Origin of the sequence: Clostridium sp. OM05-9, assembly GCF_003481465.1 — a bacterium.
GTDB classification, from domain to species: Bacteria; Bacillota; Clostridia; order Lachnospirales; family Lachnospiraceae; genus Coprococcus; species Coprococcus ammoniilyticus.
Genome location: NZ_QULF01000003.1, coordinates 295,858 through 321,710, shown reverse-complemented (window position 1 = coordinate 321,710; position 25,853 = coordinate 295,858). Strand labels below are relative to the sequence as shown.

25 protein-coding genes are annotated in these 25,853 nt (G+C 41.7%); 2 read left to right on the top strand and 23 right to left on the bottom strand.

Features of this window, described 5'->3' with window-relative positions; all coding sequences use genetic code 11:
• The first annotated feature begins 70 nt into the window (after positions 1-70).
• A complete protein-coding gene (locus tag DXB77_RS06935; protein ID WP_118662880.1) occupies positions 71-325 on the top strand; it encodes a helix-turn-helix transcriptional regulator in 255 nt (84 codons plus the stop codon).
• Positions 326-399: 74 nt separating this feature from the next.
• Here DXB77_RS06935 and DXB77_RS06930 read toward each other — a convergent pair whose 3' ends face one another.
• The 14 genes from DXB77_RS06930 to DXB77_RS06865 form a co-directional block, all read right to left on the bottom strand.
• Positions 400-1,431, bottom strand: coding sequence for a branched-chain amino acid aminotransferase (locus tag DXB77_RS06930; protein ID WP_117808716.1), 1,032 nt, complete (start codon positions 1,429-1,431; stop codon positions 400-402).
• 101 nt (positions 1,432-1,532) lie between these two features.
• On the bottom strand, positions 1,533-3,326 hold the full coding sequence (locus DXB77_RS06925; protein ID WP_118662879.1) for a glycerophosphodiester phosphodiesterase family protein: 1,794 nt from the start codon (positions 3,324-3,326) through the stop codon (positions 1,533-1,535).
• A 477-nt stretch (positions 3,327-3,803) separates the two neighbouring features.
• Positions 3,804-5,129: a phenylacetate--CoA ligase gene (locus DXB77_RS06920; protein ID WP_118484664.1), complete on the bottom strand. Its 1,326-nt coding sequence runs from the start codon at positions 5,127-5,129 to the stop codon at positions 3,804-3,806.
• 216 nt (positions 5,130-5,345) lie between these two features.
• Positions 5,346-6,038 carry a 50S ribosomal protein L1 gene (gene rplA, locus DXB77_RS06915; RefSeq protein WP_021943593.1) on the bottom strand — a complete coding sequence of 231 codons (693 nt, stop codon included), beginning with the start codon at positions 6,036-6,038 and terminating at the stop codon, positions 5,346-5,348.
• A 60-nt stretch (positions 6,039-6,098) separates the two neighbouring features.
• Positions 6,099-6,524, bottom strand: coding sequence for a 50S ribosomal protein L11 (rplK, locus tag DXB77_RS06910; protein WP_008401096.1), 426 nt, complete (start codon positions 6,522-6,524; stop codon positions 6,099-6,101).
• A gap of 57 nt (positions 6,525-6,581) precedes the next feature.
• Entirely contained in the window at positions 6,582-7,106 is a 525-nt protein-coding gene (gene nusG, locus DXB77_RS06905) for a transcription termination/antitermination protein NusG (protein WP_008401095.1), read from the bottom strand.
• 22 nt (positions 7,107-7,128) lie between these two features.
• Positions 7,129-7,332: a preprotein translocase subunit SecE gene (secE, locus tag DXB77_RS06900; protein WP_008401094.1), complete on the bottom strand. Its 204-nt coding sequence runs from the start codon at positions 7,330-7,332 to the stop codon at positions 7,129-7,131.
• Positions 7,333-7,361: 29 nt separating this feature from the next.
• On the bottom strand, positions 7,362-7,511 hold the full coding sequence (rpmG, locus tag DXB77_RS06895; RefSeq protein ID WP_008401093.1) for a 50S ribosomal protein L33: 150 nt from the start codon (positions 7,509-7,511) through the stop codon (positions 7,362-7,364).
• A 175-nt stretch (positions 7,512-7,686) separates the two neighbouring features.
• The gene (locus DXB77_RS06890) at positions 7,687-7,917 is read right to left on the bottom strand and encodes a hypothetical protein (protein ID WP_021943590.1); all 231 of its coding nucleotides are present in this window, start codon (positions 7,915-7,917) and stop codon (positions 7,687-7,689) included.
• A gap of 89 nt (positions 7,918-8,006) precedes the next feature.
• Positions 8,007-8,483 (bottom strand): small multi-drug export protein, encoded by a 477-nt coding sequence (locus tag DXB77_RS06885; RefSeq protein ID WP_117808720.1) that lies wholly within the window; start codon positions 8,481-8,483, stop codon positions 8,007-8,009.
• Entirely contained in the window at positions 8,476-9,294 is an 819-nt protein-coding gene (locus tag DXB77_RS06880; protein WP_117822941.1) for an enhanced serine sensitivity protein SseB, read from the bottom strand. The genes DXB77_RS06885 and DXB77_RS06880 overlap by 8 nt, the downstream gene beginning before the upstream one ends.
• Positions 9,295-9,296: 2 nt before the next feature.
• Positions 9,297-10,118 (bottom strand): zinc ribbon domain-containing protein, encoded by an 822-nt coding sequence (locus DXB77_RS06875; RefSeq protein ID WP_226801033.1) that lies wholly within the window; start codon positions 10,116-10,118, stop codon positions 9,297-9,299.
• 96 nt (positions 10,119-10,214) lie between these two features.
• A complete protein-coding gene (locus DXB77_RS06870; RefSeq protein WP_117808723.1) occupies positions 10,215-11,498 on the bottom strand; it encodes an O-acetylhomoserine aminocarboxypropyltransferase/cysteine synthase family protein in 1,284 nt (427 codons plus the stop codon).
• Between the two features lie 201 nt (positions 11,499-11,699).
• Complete coding sequence (locus tag DXB77_RS06865) at positions 11,700-12,164, bottom strand: HD domain-containing protein (protein ID WP_117785384.1); 465 nt, start codon at positions 12,162-12,164, stop codon at positions 11,700-11,702.
• Positions 12,165-12,555: 391 nt separating this feature from the next.
• Here DXB77_RS06865 and murI point away from each other — a divergent pair, with 391 nt between their 5' ends.
• Positions 12,556-13,335 (top strand): glutamate racemase, encoded by a 780-nt coding sequence (gene murI, locus DXB77_RS06860; RefSeq protein WP_118662878.1) that lies wholly within the window; start codon positions 12,556-12,558, stop codon positions 13,333-13,335.
• 281 nt (positions 13,336-13,616) lie between these two features.
• Here the strand turns inward: murI and DXB77_RS06855 are convergent, their stop codons facing one another.
• The 9 genes from DXB77_RS06855 to clpB form a co-directional block, all read right to left on the bottom strand.
• Positions 13,617-14,783 carry a DUF3810 domain-containing protein gene (locus DXB77_RS06855; protein ID WP_182439442.1) on the bottom strand — a complete coding sequence of 389 codons (1,167 nt, stop codon included), beginning with the start codon at positions 14,781-14,783 and terminating at the stop codon, positions 13,617-13,619.
• A gap of 140 nt (positions 14,784-14,923) precedes the next feature.
• A complete protein-coding gene (locus DXB77_RS06850) occupies positions 14,924-15,145 on the bottom strand; it encodes a phosphopantetheine-binding protein (RefSeq protein WP_008401081.1) in 222 nt (73 codons plus the stop codon).
• Positions 15,146-15,149: 4 nt separating this feature from the next.
• Entirely contained in the window at positions 15,150-16,625 is a 1,476-nt protein-coding gene (locus DXB77_RS06845) for a class I adenylate-forming enzyme family protein (RefSeq protein WP_118662876.1), read from the bottom strand.
• A gap of 10 nt (positions 16,626-16,635) precedes the next feature.
• Positions 16,636-17,742, bottom strand: a complete 1,107-nt coding sequence (locus DXB77_RS06840; RefSeq protein WP_118662875.1) for a hypothetical protein — start codon at positions 17,740-17,742, stop codon at positions 16,636-16,638.
• A gap of 17 nt (positions 17,743-17,759) precedes the next feature.
• Entirely contained in the window at positions 17,760-19,349 is a 1,590-nt protein-coding gene (locus DXB77_RS06835; RefSeq protein ID WP_118662874.1) for an MBOAT family O-acyltransferase, read from the bottom strand.
• Positions 19,350-19,403: 54 nt separating this feature from the next.
• Entirely contained in the window at positions 19,404-20,825 is a 1,422-nt protein-coding gene (locus DXB77_RS06830) for an SLC13 family permease (RefSeq protein ID WP_118662873.1), read from the bottom strand.
• 125 nt (positions 20,826-20,950) lie between these two features.
• The gene (locus DXB77_RS06825) at positions 20,951-22,339 is read right to left on the bottom strand and encodes a HAMP domain-containing sensor histidine kinase (protein WP_118500575.1); all 1,389 of its coding nucleotides are present in this window, start codon (positions 22,337-22,339) and stop codon (positions 20,951-20,953) included.
• Positions 22,333-23,001 carry a response regulator transcription factor gene (locus DXB77_RS06820; RefSeq protein WP_117808730.1) on the bottom strand — a complete coding sequence of 223 codons (669 nt, stop codon included), beginning with the start codon at positions 22,999-23,001 and terminating at the stop codon, positions 22,333-22,335. Before DXB77_RS06820 ends, DXB77_RS06825 begins: the two co-directional genes overlap by 7 nt.
• A 148-nt stretch (positions 23,002-23,149) precedes the next feature.
• Positions 23,150-25,726: an ATP-dependent chaperone ClpB gene (gene clpB, locus DXB77_RS06815; protein WP_117822953.1), complete on the bottom strand. Its 2,577-nt coding sequence runs from the start codon at positions 25,724-25,726 to the stop codon at positions 23,150-23,152.
• Positions 25,727-25,853 lie beyond the last annotated feature (127 nt).

Genomic DNA, 25,853 nt, shown 5'->3' with positions numbered 1-25,853 from the left:
TCATATGTAATATTACGTCTAATTTATATTTTATAAAAATTTACATAAAATACATAGTTGAGGTGATTATATGAGCAAACACGCTGAAGTGACTCATAATAATAAGCGATATATAGAATTGGGGTATAATATTTCGTATTATCGCAAGCATAAGGGATATACTCAGGAACAGCTTGCAGAAAAACTAGACATTTCAAGACAACATCTGGGAGCCGTCGAAGCCCCCAACATCGTCCGATCCATTTCGCTGGATCTGCTGTTTAATATTGCAGATGTGCTTGAAATAGATGTTCGTAAGCTTCTGGATTTTCATGGAAATGCCTAAAAAAAGATATGACGCAAATCCCACCAGAGAAATTTACGCCATATCTTTTTTCTTTATAGAAACTATTTTAATAATTAATCTACTTTGATCTCTTTGATCCATCCTTCCGGAGCTTCGATTCTGCCCATCTGGATACCTGTTAATGTATCATAGAGCTTCTGGATAACCGGTCCCATCTTCTCCATTCCACTTGGGAAGCAGATTTCTTTGCCATGATCAACAATCTTACCTACCGGTGAGATAACGGCTGCTGTACCACACAGACCACACTCTGCAAAATCTTTTACCTCATCGAAGTATACTTCTCTGTGCTCTACTTTCAGTCCGAGGTACTTCTCAGCAACTACCATAAGTGAACGTCTTGTGATTGATGGAAGGATACTGTTTGACTTAGGGGTTACAACTGTTCCATCCTTTGTTACGAAGATGAAGTTTGCTCCACCTGTCTCTTCTACCTTTGTTCTGGTTGCTGCATCTAAGTACATGTTCTCATCATAACCTTCCTGATGAGCTGTAACAATTGCATGAAGGCTCATTGCATAGTTCAAACCGGCCTTGATATGGCCTGTTCCATGAGGTGCTGCGCGGTCAAAATCTGAAACCTTGATCGTAATTGGCTTTGCACCACCCTTAAAGTAAGGACCTACTGGTGTACAGAACATTCTGAACTGATACTCATCTGCCGGTTTAACACCGATTACAGGATTTGAACCAAACATATATGGTCTGATGTAAAGAGTTGCACCTGAACCATAAGGTGGAACATAAGCAGCATTTGCTCTTACTGTCTCTTCTACTGCCTTTACAAATCTATCTTCCGGGAATGCAGGCATCTCAAGTCTCTTTGCTGAATCTGCCATTCTGCTTGCGTTCAGATCAGGACGGAAACATACGATTCTGCCATCTTCTGTTGTATATGCCTTTAATCCTTCAAATACTGTCTGGGCATACTGAAGAACACCTGCACACTCACTTAATACAATGTTTGCATCATCTGTTAATGTTCCCTCATCCCATGCACCATTCTTATAATTTGATACATATCTTTTATCCGTTTTGATATAACCAAAACCGATACTTGACCAGTCAATATTTTTCTTCTCCATAACTATTCATCCTTTCAGTTTCTATTTCGTAAAAAAAATAATATTCATAGCTTCTGTTATAGCACATTCTTTTCTCAATTTCTATAGTATTGATAATTTTTTTACTGTTCAAATATATATTTTACCATATCTGATATGGCATTACTGTCCTTATGCTTTAAGGTTCTCTTTGCAAGCTGTACGCGGTCCGTGATGATATTATCCACACCAATTGCCATCATGCGACGCATCTCGCTGCTGGTATTTACCGTCCATGCGCAGACCATAATACCTTTTTTATGTGCTCCGGTTACCACCTGCCTGGTCAGGTATCTGGCATCAATGCTTAACACATCCATTGCTTCATAATTTGTCCGGTTGCTGTATCCGAAGCTGTATATATAGCCCGTCACGATATCCGGATCATCTTTCTTGATCCGTACAAGAGACCGCTGCTTAAAGGATGTGACAATACATTGCTCTTCCATGTTATTCTCTTTGAGCATCTGCGCAACCTTTGCTTCCAGTTCCCCGTCGTTCCGAACCGTTTTCAATTCTATGTTCATCATGACCTTGCCTTTACAGGTATCGATTGCTTCCTGTAAGGTTGGAATCTTTGTTCCGGCATATTCATCCGAAAATTCTGCTCCGGCATCCAATTGCTGCAGCTCCTCATAAGTAGTATCACATACCAGCTTATCAACGCCTGTCGTCCGCTTAGTCGATGGGTCATGCATCAGCACAAGTACCCCATCTGAAGTCAGTCGTACATCCATCTCCACATAATCTGCTCCTTCTTCGATTGCCTTTTCAAATGCAGGGATCGTATTCTCCGGAGCTTCACTGCTGGAACCTCTGTGTGCAGTAATCAACGTTGCCCCAAGGGAAGCGTATGTCGGTGTCGTACCTGCAGACAAAAATCTGATATTCAAATATATTGCCAGCACACAGGCAACAGCAACCATACTGACCAGTACATAATGGGTCTGCTTGTTAAGATCAGCATTATCTACATAATACATAAGCATCTTTGGTCGTGCGAGCTGTAATGCTGCAGAAATGTTGAACATACCACAGATAAAAAGCAGCAGCCCTCCGACAACGATGTTTATACGATTATACACTTCATAAAACAGTATCAGAACATTGTCGCCATCAGATTTTGCCTTGATAACAAGAACACTTACCAGAATAAATACTGCATATAGTACCGCACAGAATAAAGCAATAAACAATTCCCATAACATCTGGAACATAAAATGATGAAATCTTTCCCGTCGTGTCAGCCGGGTCTGCTCTTTTGCTTTCGATGCATCGACATTTCCAAGGATCAGCAACCGGATATATGGAATCTTTACGGACATAACCCAGATACATATCAGATAGATCACTGCAAATCCGATCCAAAATGCTTTCTTTCCGGTTCCCCGAATACACAATTTCAACAGGTATTTTGTGACCGTATTATTATTTAACGCCATCAGAAACGGTGGCATGTATACTGCAAACGCAAATGGAAGCATGTAGAAAATACGCACAATTTTCCTTTTTCCAAAGAAACGGAAGAAATGCTTCTCGACCTGTACCAGATATTCAATCAAGCCATGTCTGCTGTGCCGGAGTGATGCATCAAACAATACAATATACATCGTAAGGTTCAATAACATGAACACCATGAGCAGCACAATAAGAAGCAATATATAAATAATAGATCCCGGCTTAATCAGGACATCCAGAAAGTTCTCTTTCGTGATCGAACTGTATCCGGACAATTTGATCGCCAGATAGAATCCACGAAATACAACCGGAACCAGAATAAACGACGAAACCAGTAGAAAAGCAAGCTGACATAGTACCACCTTTATTTTATTATGTGCCAGAAAATATCTGATCCGGAGCATATATTCCGCTTTCATATCTGTCTGCCTCCTGGTTGTTTGTTCAAAACAGGCATTGCAGAATATTCTATGCTTTCTGCAATTGCCTGTTTAATCTCATAGTCTATATTATAGGCACAACCGAAGCTATCTGCAAGCACTCTCTGTCACAATAATCTGACAACCGAACACATCCGGCTTCTGACGATATATAAAAACCGGGGAAATGTTCTACACAATTAATCGTACTTACCGTAACGCACTATACAAAAAGGCACCCACAATAAATTTTAATATCTCAGAATATTATTTGCGCTATAATATGACATTCGCAAGGATTTCGTTATGAGCTGCATATTGTCAGTAAATGCGAGTGTCTGTCTGAGTCCGAAGGACGAGTTGGCACAGGAGCATTTACGAAACAGACATATGCAGCGAATAGAAATCCCCGTGAGTCATTTATAGTGTAAATAATATTCAAGATATAAAATTTATCGTGGATGCCGCCACATTCGTTTAGAAGCCGGTGTTTCGGTTATCGGTAATACGCTTTGCCTTGCCCTCGGAACGAGCAATAGACTTCGGCGGAAGCAGTTCTACCTTGGCACTGATCAGCAGAGTCTGCTTGATCTGTGTCTTGATATATGCAACCAGCTTCTCAAGCTTATCCGCATCGTTTATATCAACATCATCCTTTAATTCCACCTGAACAGTAAGCTTATCCTGTGAATTCACACGATCAACTACCAGCATATAATGTGCAGATGCTTCTTTCACACCCATCAGTACAGCTTCAATCTGACTTGGGAATACATTGACGCCACGAACAACAAGCATATCATCGGTACGTCCTGTGATACGGCTCATCTTAACTGTTGTTCTTCCACAAGCACATGTTCCGTGATGTAAAGTACAGATATCATGCGTTCTGTAACGGATCATAGGCGCACCTGTCTTGGTCAGTGTAGTAAATACCAGTTCACCCGGTGTATCATCCGGAAGCGGTTCTTCTGTTACCGGATCGATGATCTCTGCAAGCACATGATCTTCATTGATATGCATACCATGCTTTTCCATGCATTCAAATGCAACACCGGGACCACCAATCTCCGTAAGTCCATAGATATCGAGTGCATCAATATCAAGCAGATCTTCCAGATGCTGTCTCATTTCCTCTGTCCATGGCTCTGCACCAAAACAACCGGATTTCAGTTTTAATTCTTCCGGCTTGATTCCCATTTCATGGATGGTTTCTGCCAGATATGTTGCATAAGACGGTGTACAGCAGAGCATCGTAGCACCAAGCTCTTTCATCATTATAATCTGTCTCTGTGTATTACCGGATGACATTGGAATTACTGTAGCCCCAATCTCTGTTGCACCCTGATGTGCCCCCAGTCCGCCGGTAAATAAACCATAACCATAAGCAACCTGAATGATATCATCCTTTGTACCGCCTGCAGCAGTCAGTGCTCTGGCAACCATCTCTGTCCATACCTTAATATCATTTTCCGTATATCCTGATACGATCGGCTTTCCGGTTGTTCCTGAAGAACCCTGAATACGTACAATATCTTTAAGATCTGCAGCAAATAGTCCATATGGGAAATTATCTCTCAAATCGGTTTTCTGCGTAAATGGAAGCTTTACGATATCTTCAATTCCATTAATATCTTCCGGTTTTACTCCGGCTTCATCCATTCTCTTTCTGTAAGCCGGAACATTATTATATTCCAACTCTACGGTAGCTCTCAGTCTCTCTCCCTGAAGCTTTTTTCTTTCATCAAAATCCATACATTCCATTGCATCGTTATAGATGTAATGAATCTTCTTCTGTCTCATATGTGACTATCCTCCATGTCTGATCTTGGCTTTACTTTTTCGCTTTTATGTTTTTCCACACTAAAGCGTTTACCCATAAAAATTTTAGCTGAGCAGCCTGTATATGTCAAGGAAGTTTTTACCTTCCCTTAAAGATTTTCCATATAGCACAAAACGACCACCACACAGGCGCGTCCTGCATGATGGTCGTTCTGTCAATATATTGGTATATAAGATTTACGCAAATCTTGTTGTGTTAATCTTAACACCAGGACCCATTGTTGAAGCAATTACAACGCTCTTAAGGTACTGTCCCTTAGCAGCTGATGGCTTTGCTTTTACAATAGCATCCATTAAGGTCTGGAAGTTTTCGTCTAACTGTTCCTCTGTAAAGGAAGCTTTTCCCACTGGCACATGGATAATATTGGCTTTATCAAGTCTGTACTCTATCTTACCAGCTTTGATATCATTAACTGCTTTTGTTACGTCCATTGTAACTGTACCAGCCTTAGGGTTTGGCATTAAGCCCTTAGGTCCAAGTACACGACCAAGACGTCCAACAACACCCATCATATCAGGTGTAGCTACAACAACATCGAAATCTAACCATCCGTCTTTCTGGATCTTTGGAACTAACTCCTCACCACCTGCGTAATCAGCACCGGCAGCAAGAGCTTCGTCTACCTTATCTCCCTTAGCGAATACGAGAACCTTAACTGTCTTACCTGTTCCATGAGGTAATACAACTGCACCACGTACCTGCTGATCTGCGTGACGTCCATCAACGCCCAGTCTTAAGTGAGCTTCGATTGTCTCATCAAATTTAGCTGTAGCCATCTTCTTTACCAAAGCAACTGCCTCTTCGAATTCGTAAACGGCTGTTTTGTCATAGAGCTTGCTTGCATCTATATATTTCTTACTCTTCTTCATTATAAACCTCCTGTGGTCTTATCGGGAGCGACCCTCCCACCAAAATGTTTTTATTCTTAATTACTCTTCAACTGTAACGCCCATTGAACGAGCTGTTCCAGCGATCATGCTCATAGCAGTTTCAAGGCTTGCAGCATTTAAATCTTTCATCTTAAGTTCGGCAATTTCCTGAACCTTAGCCTTTGAGATAGTTGCAACCTTTGTCTTCTTTGAGTTAGCTGAACCGGATTTGATATTACAAGCCTTCTTGATCAGAAGTGCTGCAGGAGGAGTCTTAGTGATAAAGCTAAAGCTCTTATCCTGATAAACTGTAATAACAACAGGAATGATCATATCTCCTTCGTTAGCAGTTCTAGCATTGAATTCTTTTGTAAATGCAACGATATTAACACCATGCTGACCAAGAGCCGGTCCAACAGGTGGTGCAGGTGTTGCCTTTCCTGCAGGAATCTGTAATTTGATATATCCTTCTACTTTCTTCGCCATCTTAGCGCACCTCCAAAAATATTGTGGTAATAACGGGGGATACCCTTCCACTCACTCTTACAATTTCTTGATATCAGCGAATGCAATCTCTACAGATGTTGCACGGCCAAATATTTCTACATCGATGGTAATGGTCTGTTTACTTGGGTTAATTGCCTTAATACTACCCACGGTACCTTCCCAGGCACCTGCTGTAACCTCAACCATATCGCCTACTTCCGCGTCGATCACGATTGTTTCCTTGTTGATTCCAAGGTACTTCATCTCATCATCCGATAACGGAACCGGCTTTGATCCCGGTCCTACGAATCCTGTAACACCTCTTGTATTACGGACTACATACCATGTGGCATCGTTCATAATCATATTGAGCAGAACATAGCCGGGAAACAGTTTTCTGGTAACAGCTTTCTGTACACCGTTCTTAACCTCAATGGATTCTTCTACGGGTACAGATACTTCTAATATCTGGTCCTGTAATTTTCTGTTTTCAATTGTTTTCTCAATATCAGCTTTAACCTTATTTTCATAACCTGAGTAGGTATGGACTACATACCATTTTGCGCTTTCTGCATCTGCCATATAATTCACCAACCTTTACTCATTATATTATGAAATTCAAGCCTATTTGTATAAGCCAGTCAACGACTGCAATAATAGCTCCGAGGATTACCGTTGAAACGATTACTACGGCTGACTGCTTAAACAGGGTTGTTCTGTCAAGCCATGTGATTTTCTTGAATTCACCCTTTAGTTCCTGGGTCCAGCTTTTCTTGAGAGCTGTTGATTTTTCTTCACTTTTTGCCATTAAACCAATCCTCCTTCACTGGTCCGGAACTATTTTGTTTCCTTGTGTACTGTATGCTTCTTGCAGAATCTGCAGTACTTCTTTGTTTCCATTCTGTCTGGATGCGTTTTCTTATCCTTTGTCATATTGTAATTACGCTGTTTACAATCCTGACATGCCAATGTTATTTTAACGCGCACTTCCATCTACCTCCATTACTTATTTTAAGGCATAAAAAAAAGACCTCTTTCATCGCACGATTAACAATAACACAAGTATACAGTGCAAGTCAAGAAATCTTTTTCTGTTTTTAGACATATTCTCTATTTTTTAATTTTATAAAGAAATATGCCGCATTTATTGGATTGTCTGTATTTACCCCTTCAGATCCTTTAAGGTATGGAATAATTCCATATCCGATTCTGTCAGTTTTACATTTGTACAGATCTGCTTTCCCTCCGGATCCGTGATCTTTACTTCTATAATATAGTCTTCTTTGATCCCACTTGCCATCGCAGCCTGTAAAAACATCGGAAACTTCGGATGATTGGATGCAAATTTCTCCCATGCGGATTTTATCTTAAAAATTGATGCCGGATTTACCATATCTATCTCCTTATACGCCTGCAAGTTTTGCAGCTTCTCTCGTCCTGCAGACATATCTCTTATTAAAATATTATTCCATATTTATGATATCAGAATAATGCTGCAATCGCGCCAAGCAGTCCGTAGCTTACAACTCCCACGATCAGTCCTGCAAGTACAACACCACCCATAACGGCAAGTGCACTCTTCTTCCAGTCAAGATCTAAGAAGCTGGCTGCCAGAGTACCCGTCCAGGCTCCTGTACCCGGAAGTGGAACCCCGACAAACAACATCAGTGCGATATAGACTCCGCCGCCTGTTTTCTCAAGCAGCTTCTGTCCGCCTTTTTCGCCCTTCTGAATACACCATGTAAAAAATTTCCCTATATATTTCTTATCTTTTCCCCACATCAGAACCCGTCTGGCGAACCAGTAGATCACCGGAACCGGAAGCATGTTGCCGATCATACAGATGATCAGTGCACGAAATGTCGGTATTCCGAATACCGCTGCATATGGAATCGCACCTCGCAGTTCCACGATCGGAACCATAGATATCAGAAACATGATCAGATATTTTTTAAACATTATTATCTCCTACAATTTCTTTTTTATAGAATGGCTCTGTATTCTCTGTAACCTTTTTTCCAAGTCCGTTATCTGTTCCTGTAAGTGCGATTGGAATACCAAACGCAAGCGGTTTTATCTTTGGAAGAAGGGAATCAAATAAATCTTCTTCATCACCTTCAAAATCAATTGTGATCAGATACTCTTCATCTGAATTTTCTTTTTCCATCATCTGGATATAAGCTGCCTTTACATTTGGACGTTCAGCCAGGAATTTCTTTGCTTCATCCAACATATCAACCGGCATATATTTCGGACTTCTTAAACGGATCTTTGTATTTGCCGGAATTGTATGCTTCTTGATATTCGTATTCTTATGCTCCTCAAGCACACTCTTTCTGCTCTCATCCACTGTCTTTATAAGTGCATCCGGAACCTGCATACCAACTGTGTAGGGATCGATCACGATTCCCTGGATCTGGCCATTGGAATTCAGAACCAGTGGGGCAACCTCTTTATAAGTAAGTGCCATCTTCTCAACTTCTACTTCCTTGATCGCATGCTCGAATTCTTCGTCATTTGTAAAACATGGGAAGAAGTTCTTTCCTGTATTATCTGTGATAACACGGAAATTTACTCTGAATTTTCCATCTCCCATGATCCTTCCCTGATCATCTTTTACCGGTTTTGGATCCAGTGTTGCAGGCAGGATAAATCTCGCCTGTAACAGCTTCTCGATGAAATTCTTCAGATTCTGCTGATTGTTCTCTGCTTTAAATATTTCAATCGCCTCTAACAACGCTTCATTCTTTATCTTATTGCCATTTTCCATGCTTATTTTGCACCTTTCTCCTTTAAACTATCCTTATATTCTTTATATGCAGCTTCTGCTTTCTTACTTTCTTCGCTTCGCTTGGATGCTACCATCTCCGGCATAACATCGACCATTGGTTCCCCAATATACTCTGTCAGCTTCTTAAGGAATTCTCTTCCTCCTTTATAGGTTGCTACCGGAATTGCAACAACTCCCTGCGATGTCATCATTACATACCCTCTTACCACATGATAAAATGGTTTATGCTCATTCGCCTGCTCTCTGATATCTGCAATTGCATAACGCTTCCACCTTCCCGGTATCTTACAGCAATACAGATATTCCTTATCCAGCTTTGCCGCTGATCCAACAATGCATCTGCACATCATACCGATCAATAATCCCAGAGCAATTGCTGCCAGAAGCAAAATCCTTCCGGTTCCCTTGAATACACTGTCAAATCCCAGAAGTGCTACAACAATAAATAATACGATAGCTGTACCAACAATAAATGCCAGATACCCAACTGTAGTGTATGCCTGATACTGTCCATTCTTATTTTTTTTGCATTTCGAATAATAACTGAACGGTGAATCAATAAGACCAAGGTCAGCTCCACACAACGGACAGTATTTCTGATTCAGTGTCGCATTTGCAGGAATTGACTTCCCACAGTGCGGGCAACGGAAAAACATCTGATTGATAATACCAGACAACAGCAGCATGATAACAAACAGTCCCCATCCGTATATGATCTTTCCAACAAATGTAAATATAAACAGTCCCAGAGTACCGATCATGGGCATAATTACAATACAACCCTTGGCAATTCTTAACTTCATTTCTTCCTCCATCCACAGCAGGATATTTCCTTTGCTATTTTCTATAACAGTTCTGCTGTGGCTATCTTCTTTCTATATTTCAGACCGGTTCAGATCCTAGATCTGCGCAAATGCCTGTTCCAGATCTGCAATCAGATCTTCCGCATCTTCCAGTCCACATGAATAACGGACAAGATCAGGATATACACCGCATGCTGTCAGTTCTTCATCATTCATCTGCCTGTGTGTTGCACTTGCTGGATGCAGACAACAGGTTCTTGCATCAGCTACATGTGTCTCAATCGAACCGAGTTTTAAGTGCTTCATGAATTCTTCCGCTGCTTTTCTTCCACCCTTTACACCGAAGCTTACAACGCCACAGGAGCCGTTTGGCAGATATTTTTCTGCAAGTGCATGATATTTGTCATTTTCCAGCCCGCAGTAATTCACATAAGCAACCTTATCATTCTGTTCCAGATATTTTGCAACTGCGAGTGCATTCTCACAATGACGCTTTACTCTGACATGCAGACTCTCCAGTCCGAGATTCAGGATAAATGCACTCTGCGGAGACTGTACAGAACCGAAATCACGCATCAGCTGTGCAGTTGCCTTTGTGATAAATGCGCCCTCTTTTCCGAACTTCTCTGCATATGTAATTCCATGATAACTGTCATCCGGTGTGGTAAGTCCCGGGAATTTGTCTGCGTATTTCATCCAGTCGAACTTTCCGGCATCTACGATGCATCCACCGACAGCTGCTCCATGTCCGTCCATGTATTTGGTTGTGGAATGAGTTACGATATCTGCTCCCCATTCGATCGGACGACAGTTGATCGGAGTCGGGAATGTATTATCTACAATAAGCGGTACTCCCTGCTCATGCGCTACCTTTGCAAACTTCTCAATATCTAATACGGTCAGAGCCGGATTTGCAATGATCTCACCAAATAATGCCTTGGTATTCGGACGGAACGCTGCACGGATCTCATCTTCAGATGCGTCCGGATCAACAAATGTGAAATCGATTCCCATCTTCTTCATCGTTACCGCAAATAAGTTATAGGTTCCACCATAGATGGAATTTGATGCTACAACATGGTCACCACAATTTGCAATATTAAATACTGCATAGAAGTTTGCTGACTGACCGGAACCGGTAAGCATCGCCGCTGCACCGCCCTCTAACTGACAGATCTTCTTTGCGACCAGATCATTTGTCGGATTCTGAAGTCTGGAATAAAAATATCCATCTGCCTCCAGATCGAATAATTTACCCATATCTTCACTTGTTGCATATTTGAATGTTGTACTCTGATAGATTGGAACCTGACGTGGTTCTCCGTTTCCCGGTTCATAACCTCCCTGTACACATGTTGTATTAATCTTGTATTTACTCATTACATCCTCCTGATAACTATATCTTCTGTGTTTTATGATCTATTCCAAGTTTCTGTATTCATATCCATTATTATTTCCAGTATAAATACCTGTCTTTTCATGTACCATTTAGCACATCAATTCATTATATAAAATTTATCCCGTTCCTGCAAGCACATGTACTCCTACAAAAATTAAAAATCCGTTAAGATTTCCTTATTTTTACGAAAGTGCAAAAATCTCCTTACATAGCTTTCTTCCCGACTGTGTCCGGAAGATCTTCTCATAAGCAGACCGGACTGCTTTGATATGCTCTTTATCCTCATACAGGTTCACAAGGAAATCTGCCTCTACCAGTATCTGATAATCCATTCCGTCAATATTGGAATAGGTATGGTGATGTCCGACCAGATAACATACCCGCTCAATAAAGGCAGCATCATCTGTCAATGGAATAAGCAGTTTTTCTGCTTCCGGCGGACCTTCCTTTTCCTGTGTCTTTCCTGTATTATATCCATATTTCTTTTCTGAGTTCTTTATGCCTATATCATGCACAAGTGCAGCGACTTCCAGGATCTCCAGTTCTTCTCCTGTGACTCCTTCCATCTCCCCGATCAACTTGGCAAAAGAATGAACCTTCAGAAAATGATGGATCCGTCTGGCATCTCCCGCATAATATTCGATCATCTTCTCTTTTACCCGAGATTTCAGCTCCCGGCTTGCAGGAATCGTATCTTCTACATTCTGCTGCAATCTCTCACTCTGCTCTGCTTCTGTACTCTGTTTCTGCTCGGTTTCCATTTCTTTCCTCCTGACTGTCTGCCGACCGTTTTAGTATATTTATTTAACCTGATCTATTTCTGTCTTATTTTCTTTTGTTTTTATCTGTACTCACATCCCCGATTATATATGGTTGCTACAGAATACGCAACTTTTTTCCTGTACGCCCTGTTTATCCAATATTTATGTCTTATCGTCTTCTGCAGATTGTTTTGTATTGTTTTCACTTATAGGTTGTCTTTTCTTTTCATATAGTAGTATAATTTTCAAGTGCAGGTTTTTTTAGGAGGTTTTACAAATGAAAGATAATTCCCGTCCAATCGGCGTATTTGATTCCGGTATTGGCGGTATCAGTGTTTTAAAAGAAATCGTTTCACTGATGCCGGAGGAAAATTATATATATTATGGTGATTCCGCGAATGCTCCATATGGCACACGCCAGATCACTGACATTCAGCATCTAAGCCGGAACTGTGTGGAATTCCTGCTTGAACATGGCGCGAAAGCGATTGTGATCGCATGCAATACTGCAACCAGTGCTGCTGCTGCCATGCTTCGTGCAGACTATCCGGACATCCCTGTGATCGGCATTGAGCCGGCATTAAAACCAGCCGTTCTCTGGAAGGAACATGACCGGATCGCAGTTATGGCTACCCCTATGACATTAAAACAGGATAAGTTTCTATCGCTTATGCATACATACGAAGACCGATCCGTAATCTACCGTGTACCATGTCCAAAGCTGGTTGGCTTTGTGGAAAACGGAGATCTGGACAGTCCGGAGCTTCATGATTATCTGCAGGAGATTCTATCGCCTTATCTGGAAAAGGGAATCGATGCGATCGTGCTTGGCTGTACGCACTATCCGTTTGTGGAAAAAATGATCCGAACCGTTGTCGGTCCGGATATCAAGATTTTTGTCGGAAGCCACGGAACTGCCGTAGAACTGCGTCGCCGCCTGATTGCCGCAGGCTTAAAGTCAGAATCTGCTGAACAGGGTACAGTCGAGATTTATAACAGTTGTACGACCGATGGGAACGCACATGTTGCCCTCTGCAAGAAGCTGCTGGCATTATAATGTACCGTACGGAAGAAGCTGGAGGCTATCATTCATTTCGCAAATCACTCTCGTTCTATTTCGCAAAAAGATTAACAGGTATCCGGTTTTATATACCCTTTATTTCACAGAACGCTCGCGCTCTATTTTTCACGTAACGGTACTAACCTCACTGCCTTTAGCAGTTCGCTAAGGACCGACGTGAAAAAAGGTCTGTTACATAAAGGTATATAAAACCGGATACCTGTTAATCTTTTTCTATGATCCTGTTAGAGATTGCCGAATTCTTATGAACATACCATTTAATACAACTCTTCATCGTAGTATCGTAATAACAGTCCGGTCACGCGGTCATAGGCTGCGAAACCATCTGAGACACCGTTCAGGTTCAGGCTTGTTTCAGTGAAGGTATTGGATGCCTGATTGACGGTATCCGTCGATAGAATGGCCTTATCCTCTACCTTTTTCCAAGTCTCCGGGAGCAGAAAGATGTCGTCGGAAAGCACCTGTTCGGAAATCCTCTCATTTGCCAGATACTGTTCTGCATCCTCCCCGATAGCCTCATAATAGGCATTATCTACATAGGACAATACACTCAGATACCCGGAATAAATAAAGAATGGATCTTCGCTGCCGATACAGGCAAGATAAGATATAAAATTTGCCTCATCCTCATAGATATACCCATGCAGATGCGCCAGCTCATGGCAATAGGTTGCCGGATAATTTGTGATATACATATTTGCATTACAGTTTGCTTCCATCGAAAACGGGAAATAATACCCCGCCATATAACTCTGGCTCATCAGCCCGGAAAACATCATATGCTTGACATCCGGATAGTAGCCAGACAACCGTGGATACCGGCCGGACAGTTTCCGAAGAGCATTTCGTGCCTGTTCCTGCATATCTCCATCATATGTTATGTATCCGTTTTCATCCCGCTCTACTTTAGTGCTGTATTCGTTACACTGCTTTACGATATAATTGCGAAGTGCCTGCAATTCTTCTACCTTATACTGCCGTTCCTCCGTTTCCTCATTTACAGGAAGCGAGGAACAATGATAATAGATCGTACAGTTTCCGGTCATAATAAGACAGATCGCAACCGTTATATATGCAATAACAAGGTCATAGATCCTGCAAAATCTCCGATATCCCTTATGCTTTCTTAAAAAGATCAACAGAATATTCAGAATCAGAAATGCAAGGATCAGCAGGATTGCCGTAACGATCATAACCTCTCCGAGCGAAAAAGAAAACAGATTGCCAAATCTTGCAAATACTGCAACGATAACCGGATTCACATGTTTGGCATACCAGTCGCACCAGTTTTCCCATCCCGTCTTTCCACTGATCCACGGAGCAGCCCACGCTGCTGCATTTATCACTATAACCAGAATTATCCCTATAAAAAGAAGGGTTCTGTGAATATGCCTTTTTTTCTTCTTTTCCTCTATTACATTCATAATTTTATTCTTCCTGCCAGATAGTGTATTTTCTGATATGCATCCTGTCAGATTCTCATACATACAACATCCTTTTCTACCTGTTCAGTATATCATCCTGCTCTGCTTTTTACGACACACTTCACAGATTTATAACAAAATCATTTCAGATCTTCTACCAGTTCGTACAAAGCTTCTGCGGAATTGAAATTATCAGATGTGATCTCATCACTTGGAATGATAACATCGTATTTGTCCGCAATCTCTGCAATGATCGTTATGATATCCAGAGATTCCAGTATTCCATCATCTACCAGTGCATCTTCATTTTCAAAATCAACATTCGGTTTGATCTTCTTTAACATTGCAATAAAATCATTCATAGTTTTATTCTCCTTTATTCTTTAATTCTGCTATCTTTTTTATTTCTTTTCGAAGAAGCGAGCCTTTAAATGTCTTCGGAACTTTCTCGATATAGAATATCTTCTGCGGTAACTTATAGCTTTCAACCTGTTGCTGCATATAGCTCTGGAATGCAGTTTCGTCAAATCCATCCTCTTGCACGATCAGCATAACCGGCAATTCTCCGGTGATCGGATCCTGAACGGAACTGTAAGCACAATCTGCCACCCCCGGATACCGGATTGCAACAGTCTCTACCTCTGCCGGCGAGATCTTGCTTCCACCATAGTTGATAACATCATCTGCCCGTCCAACCAGAATAATACTGCCATCTTCATCCATATAGCCAAGATCATTTGTCATAACATATCCATCCACTACCGTTTTCGCAGTAAGCTCCGGATCATTGTAATAGCCCTCCATAACAATCGAACCACCCCAGGCCAGTAAAGCAGGCTGTTTCTCAGATCCATTCTCTATAATATTCCCTTCTTCATCTATAAACCGCACTAGAGAATTGACGGTCGGATATCCGATACAACCATTCTTATTCTGACGGCTGAATTCCAGAATACAGGAGCAGCCAGCTTCCGACGATCCATAAAAATTATAAAGTCTTGTACGTGGAAGATACCGGAGCAGCTTTTCCTTGTCCGTTTCCGGAAGCGGGGCTGATCCCACCTGTATATAATCGATCTGATCGGCATATCCTGCAATCCTGTCATCTGACAAATGAAAGATCATTCCAAGTGTTGCTGGAGAAATTGCCATCGATGTTGCATGGTACTGCTCAAGCATCTTCCAGAGATTGCCTATCATAGCCATACCATTCATCAGACAGACAGTTCCGCCATTAATCATATCCGACTGATACCGTCTTATACCAAAGGAATGATTGAGTGGCATCGGTATGATCTCCACATTCCCTGGTTTCATCTGTGTTCCCTTCATAACATTCCCAGCAATTGCCACATCATTCTTATGATGCATGACAACACCCTTTGAACTGCCGGTCGTACCCGTTGTGAACAACAGCATCGAACGTGAATCTGCATTTGGAAGCGGAACATCCAGTTCTTCTGTATTCTCCATCTGTTCCACCAGCTTCTTCGGGGATAACCAGAGCAGCCCCTCTGACTCTTTGTTTGAGATCAGCCATTCTGCATCCACCTTATCCCTGATTTCCTGCATACGCTCCGGTGAAGTAGATCGCTCAACAGGGATCACAAGCACCTGCATATACTGCAAGGCTGAAAACAAAACCATATATTCAATGTTCTGTGTGCATCGTAAAATAACATGTGCATTCTTTTTTATACCATTCTGAAGCAGGACATTTGCCATCTTTCTGATTGCCGTCCAATACTCCGCATATGTCAGATGTTTTTTTAACTCACAGACAGCCAGCGTATCCGGTTGTGTCTCTGCATATTTTTTTACATAATGAAGCACGGTTTCCATATCGATCCTGTTATTTCTCCTTTTTCTTTGTAATCTTTTTTACATTTTTCTTCCATTTTTCCATAAATTTCCGGTCTTCCTCATCCCATACCTTACAGGCATCTTCCCAGCTTACCTTCTGATCCTCAGTCAGAGTTTCCTGCAACTGATACTTCTCCTTCAGATATGCCCCAAGAAAGCTTGTCACCTTTTTTGATCCTGCTATATTCGTATGCTTTGGATTATAGAAATCCGTTTTAAAATCAATATCCATCTCATCAACATACTGATTTAGATCCAGGCAGTCATAGCCCTGTTTCTTACAATAGGCATCCACAGCCAGATGCTCCCGGATCTGACTCTCATCCGGTACATACGGTGTCGCTATAAACAGCACCTTTTTTCCCAGTTCATTTGCCTTTTTCTCGATTGCATCCAGAGTATCCTTAGACGCCTGTGACAGTTCAAGGCTCTGATCCGTTGTATAATCCGGTTTCTTGTTTTTGAGATTCGTGATCGTTGATTTTGGTCTTGCAAATTTATCATCACTGGATGGATTGTTCAGACGATTGATCATAAATTCCCGGTCAAATTCCAGCAGGTTATTATGATATTTTAATATCTGAAACATCATTTCTGCTTTCTTCACACAGCTTCCACCATGTATAGTCTGAATTGCCTGCAACCTTGTTACGGATGGATTCATGCCGGATATAAGCAGTTCAAACCAATAGTCCCGCTCTTCCTGGCTGTGATCATCATTTGTATTTCTGGCGATCATGGTTCTGACCTCGATAACAAACACGTCCACATTCTGGCTTTTTACCGCTTCTTCCATAATGTATGGTGCCATATTCAGATCCTGGATCGAGCTAGCCAGCATAGCCGAGGTAAAATCCTGTTCCTCATATGCCTGTGGCGGGTTCCAATAACGGAATATTGCACTGGATCCGATCATCAATGCATTGACCGTATCCTTTTCTTCCGCATAATACTCTGCCCATGCTTCTGCGTCACTCTCATCCGGCCTGGCAAACTGTCCGACCTTCGATATAGAATATAACAATATGACAAAAAACAGAAGGATTGAAATTACTTTTTTTATTATTGCCAAAACCTTTTTCTTTCCTGTTTTCATGTTTTGTTCTCCTACACTTAAAACTGTTCATAGATGAATGCGATCTGACTGCCGGAACCATATACACCAAACGTCAATACACATAAAATTCCAACGATCAGAACCAGCCAGCGCAGCCAGAGATTCTGACGTAGCAGCCAGCTTCTGATATCCTCTTTGATCCCCATCTGCTCCCGGATCTCCTGTGCAACTGATACACATAACAGGATCATACAACCGATCAGAACCAGTCCCCATTCCCGCTGGGACAAAGCAAATGTATTTATAATGTCATAAAATGTACCACGGTCAACCACACAGGAAGCTATCATATGGAAGGAAGCACGAATTCCACTTCCCATAAAAATGATACGTCCGATCACGCATAATAAAAATGTCCGAAGCATCCGGAATATATTCCAGCTTATACAGTTTGTCCGTATATTCAGTTTCTCTGTTAATTTAGCAACCGGCTGCTCAAATAATGTCGATAAGCAGATCAGAATTCCGTGAAACAGTCCCCAGCCGATATAATTCCACTTTGCCCCATGCCAGAGTCCGGTCAGAATCCATACGCACAGGATTGGTACACAGGAGGCAAATCCGGTTCCTATGGCATTTCCCAGATATTTCCGCACCTTGGTATTCCATTTCAACAGGATCTTTGAAGTCGATACCGGATAGAATACATATTCTCTGAAGAACGCTCCGAGTGAAATATGCCATCTTCTCCAGAACTCCGGCAACGTCTGGGAAAAATATGGCCGCCTGAAATTTTCTCCAAGCGTAATGCCAAAGCACTCCGACGCACCACGTACGATATCCATGCATCCGGAGAAATCACAGTAAATCTGGATGGAATACATAACCGCCGCCAGAAAGAAGATCATACCTTCATACTGATCAGAATGTTTAAATACTTCTGTCACAAATGGACTGATACGGTCTGCCATCACCATTTTCTTAAGTGCTCCCCACAGAATCAACCATGTACCTTTTATCACCGTATCATAATCAAACTTATGCTTTTCCCATAGTTGATGCGCAACCAGTTCATATCGCGCAATCGGTCCCTGCGTAATATGTGGAAAATATAATACATACGACAGATATTTCAGAAAATTCTTCTGTGCATGGATCCTTCCGTTATAGACATCAACCAGATAAGAGATCATCATAAAGGAATAAAAAGAAACTCCAAGCGGTGCAGGGAAATGCCAGTCTGGAATCCGCTGTATCGCTTCGTATGGAAGAAAACGTTTGATGTTCTCGATGGCAAATCCTGTCACCTTGAATACAATAAGCGCACCTATTACGATCAGCAATGCCAGCACCAGATATTTCTTTCGTTTCTTTTTCTGTGCTGTTTTTATCTTTCTTGCAGCTCTCTTATCTGCATCCAGAAGCAGCCGGTCCTGTTCCTCCAGATTTTTCTCCATCAACATTGTCAACGGATATACCAGAAATGCAGTTCCAACTACGATCAGGAGGTCATCAATCCCACTATAAGCATAGAAAACCACACTTGCGGCAAGGAGCACCCACCACTGGATTTTCTTTGGTACTATATAATATATCAAAACTGTAACTGCAAAGAATACTATAAATATGTATGATACGACAGACATGCCTTCTCTCCATTTCTTTCTCTTCGTTTCACGCCCGTTTCTGTATGGCTTTTTTTACACCGTACTGAATGTGCTCCAGTATTTTAACAGCAATGTGCATATGATCGACATTACAAGAATAATGATAAGGGAAATCTTCCAACCTTCCCGGAACATATACTTTGGTTCCAGTCCATATCCCACCGGAATCGCACGGATCGACGTTGGCAGCATATAAGACAGGTTCACACCAATGGATGCTACATATATATACGGAATCGGGTTCAGCCCACATCCCTGTGTGATTGAGATCACAAGTGGAATCGCAACCGCTGCCGTAGCTGTATTTGAGGTCACATCCGACAACAGTAGTGTTGCAGTCAGAATGATCAGGATCGTTACAAAACCACCCTTCATATCAAGGGAAGAAATCACTTCTCCAAGTGCTTTTGCAACACCTGTTGCATTGATCAGGCTTCCAAGTGCCAGACCTCCGGCAAATATATACATCAGATCCCAGACGATCTTTCCCTGCACCTGTTTCCAGACCATGATCCGTTTTCCCTCTTTATTTGTAAAAAGAAAGGCGATGATCGCACAGATGATAAATACATATGCAGGCTTTAATCCCGGCAATATATCCTGATAAAGCTGTCTGGTAAATGCCAGACCTGTTGCCACTACAAACAGCACAAGTGCGGATTTTTCTTCAAAGCTCATCTTTGGAAGCTTCCGGTACTGTTCCGCAAAATATTCACTGGAACCACCTAACAGATCTGTCTTCTTTACATCACGAAGAATAAATACTACATTGATCAGCATTAGGATCAGCATAACCGGAAGGAACCGGATAACCCAGGAGGAATACATATATTCTTTTCCGGTCAACTGCTGGATATATTCCACCGTTACCAGATTCATAGCACCACCAAGTGGAGATGCCAGACCACCAAGTCCTGTCGCATAGGCGATCGTCAGCAGGATCTTCGATGCCGTCTTGCTGTTTTTCACGTCATCCATTCCAATATATTTCAGCATAGAAACTGCGATCGGCGTGATCGTTGCGCATACTACTGCATTCGGAAGCACCGCAGATAATACCATTGACAACGCAAACCAGAACACAAGCTGCATTCTAAGACTGTTTCCGATCAGACGCAGAAACGTGATTGCAATTCGTTTGTCCAGTCCTGTATTTTCCCATAATACTGTTATGATCGAAGCTCCAAGCAATAGCAGAATCGTTTCGTCCGCATAATTCGATATTATGGCCTTCATCTCCGCCATAGGAACTACTGCATTGATCGCAATCGGCAAAAACGCCGTTACTGCATAATCTACCGGACCTGTTACCCACCAGTATGCCATCCAGAATACCGTTCCAACTGCTGCCCGTTCTGCAAATGTCGGCAGGACTGCACGCGGTAAAAGAAAGCATGCCAACAGGAATAGAACCGGTCCAAGTAACAAATGAATCAATCGTTTATAATTTCTCATAGAATCCTCCACTCAAGTCCTACTCGATATATTGTTCTTTCTACATAAAAAAAGAACCCTAATATCGGATTATAAAAATCCAATATTAAAGCTCTATTAAAAATTCGACATTCTTCTATTTATTTTTAAGGTTTTGGAATAAAAAATGTGAAAATACTTCCTTTATTCTTTGTACTTTCAACATAAATCCCTCCCCCATATAACTCAGCAATCTTCATTGCCTGTGAAAGTCCCAGGCCAAAACCTTCCGCATTACGATCTTTTTCTTCCCGATAAAAGCTTTCAAATATTTTGGATATATTTTCTTTCTCTATTCCACAGCCTTCATCCTGAATACGAATATACGACTTTCCGTCTTTCTCTCCACAGGACACATAGATTTTAGTTCCTTCATTACTATACTTTACAGCATTTGAAAGCAAGTTATTTATAACAATATAGATAAGATTCATATTTGCATGTATGATCGTCGGCTGAAAGGAATATTCAAATGTAATCTGTTTCGTATCAATATATGCTATATCATCACATGCAGATTCAATTACATCCCGAACATCAATATCTTCCATACTGAATGTTGTCCCCTTTCTATCTATTGCAGTCATTTGAAGCAATTGATCAACCAGATTCTTCATACGGTTTGTCTGTCGCTCAAATACCTCTATACTTTTTATTGCTTCTTTATCCTGCTTCTTTTCTGCCACCTCTCTCGACACCTGGCATTGTGCATGCATAACAGCAATAGGCGTACGAAGTTCATGGGATACATTCGCATTAAATTCTTCCTGACGTTCCAACTCCTGCTGCACTCTCTGGTACAAATGATTATTTGCATCTGTTAACATCTGAAGTTCTTTAAAACATCCTTTGTATTCCAGACTATCCGTAAAATCCAGATTCTCCCCGCTCTTTTTTATCGATTCATTCAACTGTCTCATTGGTACAGCGATCAGATATCTTAATAAAAGGGCAAATAAAATAAAAAATGCGCCAACAACTCCTATCACCAAATATGACTGATGCCACAGTCCGCGATAATTTTCTTTCACCGCCTGTTCCGACATCATAGCACATACCAGATAAAAACTGTCATCCTCCGTTCCATTCTTCCTTTTTCCTCGTCTGGTTGCTACGTAATAACGCTCTCCCTGAAAGGTTACTTTTGTAAGACTCTGTAATCCGATATCAAGCCCGGTTCTGGAATCATCCGGCATTCTGCCATCAAGAAAACTTCCGTCTCTTGACTGTAAAAACACATATACATTTTCGTTATAAGTATCTTTCTCTTCCGGATCGTAAAAATCGCTTTTTATATACGGATTCTCATTCTCATCAAATCCTATATTTTTTTTTGCACGTTTCACTTCCTGCGCCAGTTCTGTATAAGCCAGATATTTAGTATCCTCTTTGATCAGATTCTTCTGCATCAACAAAAGACATATCGTTCCTGCTGCAATGATAAGTCCACAAACAATAACAGTAAAATTAATAAATGAGATTTTCCTTTTTAACATTCCAGTCTATAACCTACTCCCCGGATCGTATGTATCAGTTTTTCTTTAAAAGGATCATCGATTTTTCTGCGAAGATATCGAATATATACATCAACTACATTTGAATTGATATCATCATCAATGCTCCATATATTTGCACGGATCTGCTCTCTTGTGACAACAATGTTCCTGTTACGCACCAGATATTCCAGGATTGCATATTCCCGGACTGTAAGATCGACAGTCACACCATCCCGGACAACCCGGTGATTATTTGTATCAATCTGTAATGACCCATAATTCAATATGCTGTCATTACTTATATGTACAGTACGAAGCATTACCCTTAACCTTGCGAGCAATTCCGAAAACTCAAACGGTTTTGTCATATAGTCACTGGCTCCTGCATCCAGTCCCCTGACAATATCCTGCGTTTCGGACTTTGCAGTCAAAAAAAGCACCGGAACCTGTATTCCTTCTGCCCGGATTGTTTTTAAAACCGACATACCATCTTTTTTCGGAATCATAATATCCATTATAACTCCATCGTAACTTGCCGTCTCCAGATAATCAAGTGCTGCCTGCCCGTCAAAACAGGCATCTACATTGTATCCTTCTTTTGTCAGTTTATTACATATTATATGATTCAGATCCAATTCATCTTCAACAACCAAAATGCGCATGGACACAACCTCCCTATCTTAATATACAATGGCATACCATCATTAAAATAAGATTAAAGGGACTGGCACCGAAAAATATTTTCAATGCCAATCCCTTTTATCATGCTTATTTTAGTTGTCACCAGGCATTTACTACCTGTTTATATTACTACTTCTCATTTCTCGCTGTCAATTTCTGACCGTCATAGTCAATGATGATCGCTGACTGGGTGGATACTTCACCTGCAAGGATCATACGGGCAACCAGTGTCTCAACATTCTTCTGAATAAAACGCTTCAATGGTCTTGCACCATAGACCGGATCATAGCCCTGATCGATGATCGCACTCTTAGCCTCATCCGTAAGCTTGATCGTGATCTCCTGTCCAGCCAGACGTTTGTTCAGATCCTTGACCATAAGATCAACGATACTGCCAATATTCTCTTTGCTTAATGACTTGAAGATGATCGTCTCATCGATACGGTTCAGGAACTCCGGACGGAAGTGCTGTTTCAGTTTGTTCATAACTGTCTCCCGTATCTCATCCGTGATCTCGCCACCGCCTTCTGCGATATCCACACCACCGATATTCGATGTCATGATGATGATCGTATTCTTAAAGTCTACCGTTCTGCCCTGTGAGTCCGTGATACGTCCATCATCCAATACCTGTAATAATACATTGAATACATCCGGGTGTGCCTTCTCTACTTCGTCGAACAAGACAACCGAATATGGTTTCCTACGGACTGCCTCGGTAAGCTGTCCGCCTTCATCGTAGCCTACATATCCAGGAGGCGCTCCGATCAGTCTGGATACACTGTATTTCTCCATATATTCACTCATATCGATACGAACCATGTTCTGTTCATTATCAAATAAAGCTTCTGCCAGTGTCTTTGCAAGCTCTGTCTTACCTACACCGGTTGGTCCAAGGAACAGGAATGAGCCGATCGGCTTGCTTGGATCCTTGATTCCTGCTTTGGAACGGATAATCGCATCGCTGACATATTCAACAGCTTCATCCTGACCGACAACCCTCTTATGAAGTTCATCTGCAAGATTCAGTGTCTTACTCTTTTCACTCGCCGTCAGTTTGGCTACCGGAATACCGGTCCACTTGGATACAATCTCCGAAATTTCTTCTTCTGATACGACCTCATGTACCAGCTTTCGTTCTTTCTCCGATGCAGACTGCTCTGCCAGTTCCAGCTCTTTCTGAGCTGCCGGAAGTTTGCCATACTGCAATTCGGCTGCTTTGTTCAGATCGTAATTTCTCTGGGCAACCTGAATATCATTCTTGATCTTCTCGATCTCCTCTTTCAGGTTACGGATCTTCTCAACGCCTGCCTTTTCATTCTCCCATTTGGCTTTCAGATTATTTGCTTTATCCTTTAACTCTGCAAGCTCTGACTGTATATCCGCCAGTCTCTGCTTACTCAGGTGGTCTTCCTCTTTCTTCAGTGCGGCTTCCTCGATCTCAAGCTGCATGATCTTTCTTGTGATCTCATCAACTTCGGTCGGCATGGAATCCAACTCCGTCTTGATCATCGCACAGGCTTCATCGACAAGGTCGATCGCTTTATCCGGAAGGAAACGATCTGTAATGTACCGGTTGGAAAGCACCGCTGCACTTACCAATGCACCATCCGAGATCTTAACTCCATGGAACACCTCATATCTTTCCTTGATACCACGAAGAATGGAGATCGTATCTTCTACCGTCGGCTCATCGATCTGTACCGGTTGGAAACGACGTTCCAGAGCGGCATCCTTTTCAATGTACTGTCTGTATTCGTCAAGTGTCGTTGCACCGATACAATGCAGTTCGCCACGGGCAAGCATAGGCTTTAACATATTGCCTGCATCCATTGCGCCATCTGTCTTACCGGCTCCAACGATCGTATGCAGCTCATCAATAAAGAGGATTATCTCACCTTCTGATTTCTTTACTTCATCCAGAACTGTCTTCAGACGTTCCTCAAATTCACCACGATACTTGGCACCGGCAACCAACGCACCCATATCCAGTGCGAATATCTTCTTATTCTTCAAGCCTTCCGGCACATCACCTCTGACAATACGCTGTGCCAGACCTTCTGCAACCGCTGTCTTACCTACACCAGGTTCACCGATCAGAACCGGGTTATTCTTGGTCTTACGGGAAAGGATCCGGATCACGTTTCGTATCTCAGCATCTCGTCCGATAACCGGATCGATCTTCTGCTCTCTTGCCCGTTCCACCAGATCGTATCCGAACTTCTCCATTGCTTCATAGGAATCTTCCGGATTCTCACTGTCTACCTTTTTATTTCCTCTGATATCTGCCAGAGCCTTTAAAAATGTGTTCCGATCGATCGCCCATGTTTTAAGCAATGGCTTCACATCGGAATCGGCTTTTTCGATCAGTCCAAGGAACAGATGCTCAACCGATACAAAGCTGTCTCCCATCTGCTTTGCTTCCTTTTCAGCCTGAATGAGCGCCTTTGAAAAATTATTTCCGGCATACAGATTTCCACCACTTACTTTTGGCAGTGATGCAAGCTTATCTTCCACCCTATTTACCGCTGCTGTTACATCTATATCGAGTTTTTCAAAAATCTTCGAAATAAGGCTTTCGTCTATCTCAAGCAATCCTGCAAGTAAATGAATCTGTGCAAGCTCCTGATTATCATATTCCAGGGCTTTATCTTTCGCTTTTTCTATTACTTCAAGCGACTTTCTTGTATATTTGTCCATATCCATAATCATTTACCTCCTGACATATAAAAACTACTGTAATTCAAGATACACTTTCATTACAGTAGTTAACATAACATTTTTTGTTAGCACTGTCAAGAGGTGAGTGCTAATTATTTTTATTTTATTTTTT

What these genes read in the sequence shown, in the direction of transcription:
- DXB77_RS06880 (WP_117822941.1), bottom strand. Translation starts at nt 9,294, where the DNA reads ATGGAAAATGGCAATAAGATAAAGAATGAAGCGTTGTTAGAGGCGATT.
- DXB77_RS06845 (WP_118662876.1), bottom strand. Translation starts at nt 16,625, where the DNA reads ATGGAAACCGTGCTTCATTATGTAAAAAAATATGCAGAGACACAACCG.
- DXB77_RS06925 (WP_118662879.1), bottom strand. Translation starts at nt 3,326, where the DNA reads ATGAAAGCGGAATATATGCTCCGGATCAGATATTTTCTGGCACATAAT.
- DXB77_RS06935 (WP_118662880.1), top strand. Translation starts at nt 71, where the DNA reads ATGAGCAAACACGCTGAAGTGACTCATAATAATAAGCGATATATAGAA.
- DXB77_RS06855 (WP_182439442.1), bottom strand. Translation starts at nt 14,783, where the DNA reads ATGAATGTAATAGAGGAAAAGAAGAAAAAAAGGCATATTCACAGAACC.
- DXB77_RS06920 (WP_118484664.1), bottom strand. Translation starts at nt 5,129, where the DNA reads ATGAGACAGAAGAAGATTCATTACATCTATAACGATGCAATGGAATGT.
- DXB77_RS06870 (WP_117808723.1), bottom strand. Translation starts at nt 11,498, where the DNA reads ATGAGTAAATACAAGATTAATACAACATGTGTACAGGGAGGTTATGAA.
- DXB77_RS06850 (WP_008401081.1), bottom strand. Translation starts at nt 15,145, where the DNA reads ATGAATGATTTTATTGCAATGTTAAAGAAGATCAAACCGAATGTTGAT.
- DXB77_RS06930 (WP_117808716.1), bottom strand. Translation starts at nt 1,431, where the DNA reads ATGGAGAAGAAAAATATTGACTGGTCAAGTATCGGTTTTGGTTATATC.
- DXB77_RS06875 (WP_226801033.1), bottom strand. Translation starts at nt 10,118, where the DNA reads ATGAAGTTAAGAATTGCCAAGGGTTGTATTGTAATTATGCCCATGATC.
- rplK (WP_008401096.1), bottom strand. Translation starts at nt 6,524, where the DNA reads ATGGCGAAGAAAGTAGAAGGATATATCAAATTACAGATTCCTGCAGGA.
- DXB77_RS06825 (WP_118500575.1), bottom strand. Translation starts at nt 22,339, where the DNA reads ATGTTAAAAAGGAAAATCTCATTTATTAATTTTACTGTTATTGTTTGT.
- nusG (WP_008401095.1), bottom strand. Translation starts at nt 7,106, where the DNA reads ATGGCAGATGCAGAAAGCGCAAAATGGTATGTAGTCCATACCTACTCA.
- DXB77_RS06840 (WP_118662875.1), bottom strand. Translation starts at nt 17,742, where the DNA reads ATGAAAACAGGAAAGAAAAAGGTTTTGGCAATAATAAAAAAAGTAATT.
- DXB77_RS06890 (WP_021943590.1), bottom strand. Translation starts at nt 7,917, where the DNA reads ATGGTAAATCCGGCATCAATTTTTAAGATAAAATCCGCATGGGAGAAA.
- DXB77_RS06820 (WP_117808730.1), bottom strand. Translation starts at nt 23,001, where the DNA reads ATGCGCATTTTGGTTGTTGAAGATGAATTGGATCTGAATCATATAATA.
- secE (WP_008401094.1), bottom strand. Translation starts at nt 7,332, where the DNA reads ATGGCAAAAAGTGAAGAAAAATCAACAGCTCTCAAGAAAAGCTGGACC.
- murI (WP_118662878.1), top strand. Translation starts at nt 12,556, where the DNA reads ATGAAAGATAATTCCCGTCCAATCGGCGTATTTGATTCCGGTATTGGC.
- DXB77_RS06865 (WP_117785384.1), bottom strand. Translation starts at nt 12,164, where the DNA reads ATGATCGAATATTATGCGGGAGATGCCAGACGGATCCATCATTTTCTG.
- clpB (WP_117822953.1), bottom strand. Translation starts at nt 25,726, where the DNA reads ATGGATATGGACAAATATACAAGAAAGTCGCTTGAAGTAATAGAAAAA.
- DXB77_RS06830 (WP_118662873.1), bottom strand. Translation starts at nt 20,825, where the DNA reads ATGAGAAATTATAAACGATTGATTCATTTGTTACTTGGACCGGTTCTA.
- DXB77_RS06835 (WP_118662874.1), bottom strand. Translation starts at nt 19,349, where the DNA reads ATGTCTGTCGTATCATACATATTTATAGTATTCTTTGCAGTTACAGTT.
- DXB77_RS06885 (WP_117808720.1), bottom strand. Translation starts at nt 8,483, where the DNA reads ATGTTTAAAAAATATCTGATCATGTTTCTGATATCTATGGTTCCGATC.
- rplA (WP_021943593.1), bottom strand. Translation starts at nt 6,038, where the DNA reads ATGAAGAAGAGTAAGAAATATATAGATGCAAGCAAGCTCTATGACAAA.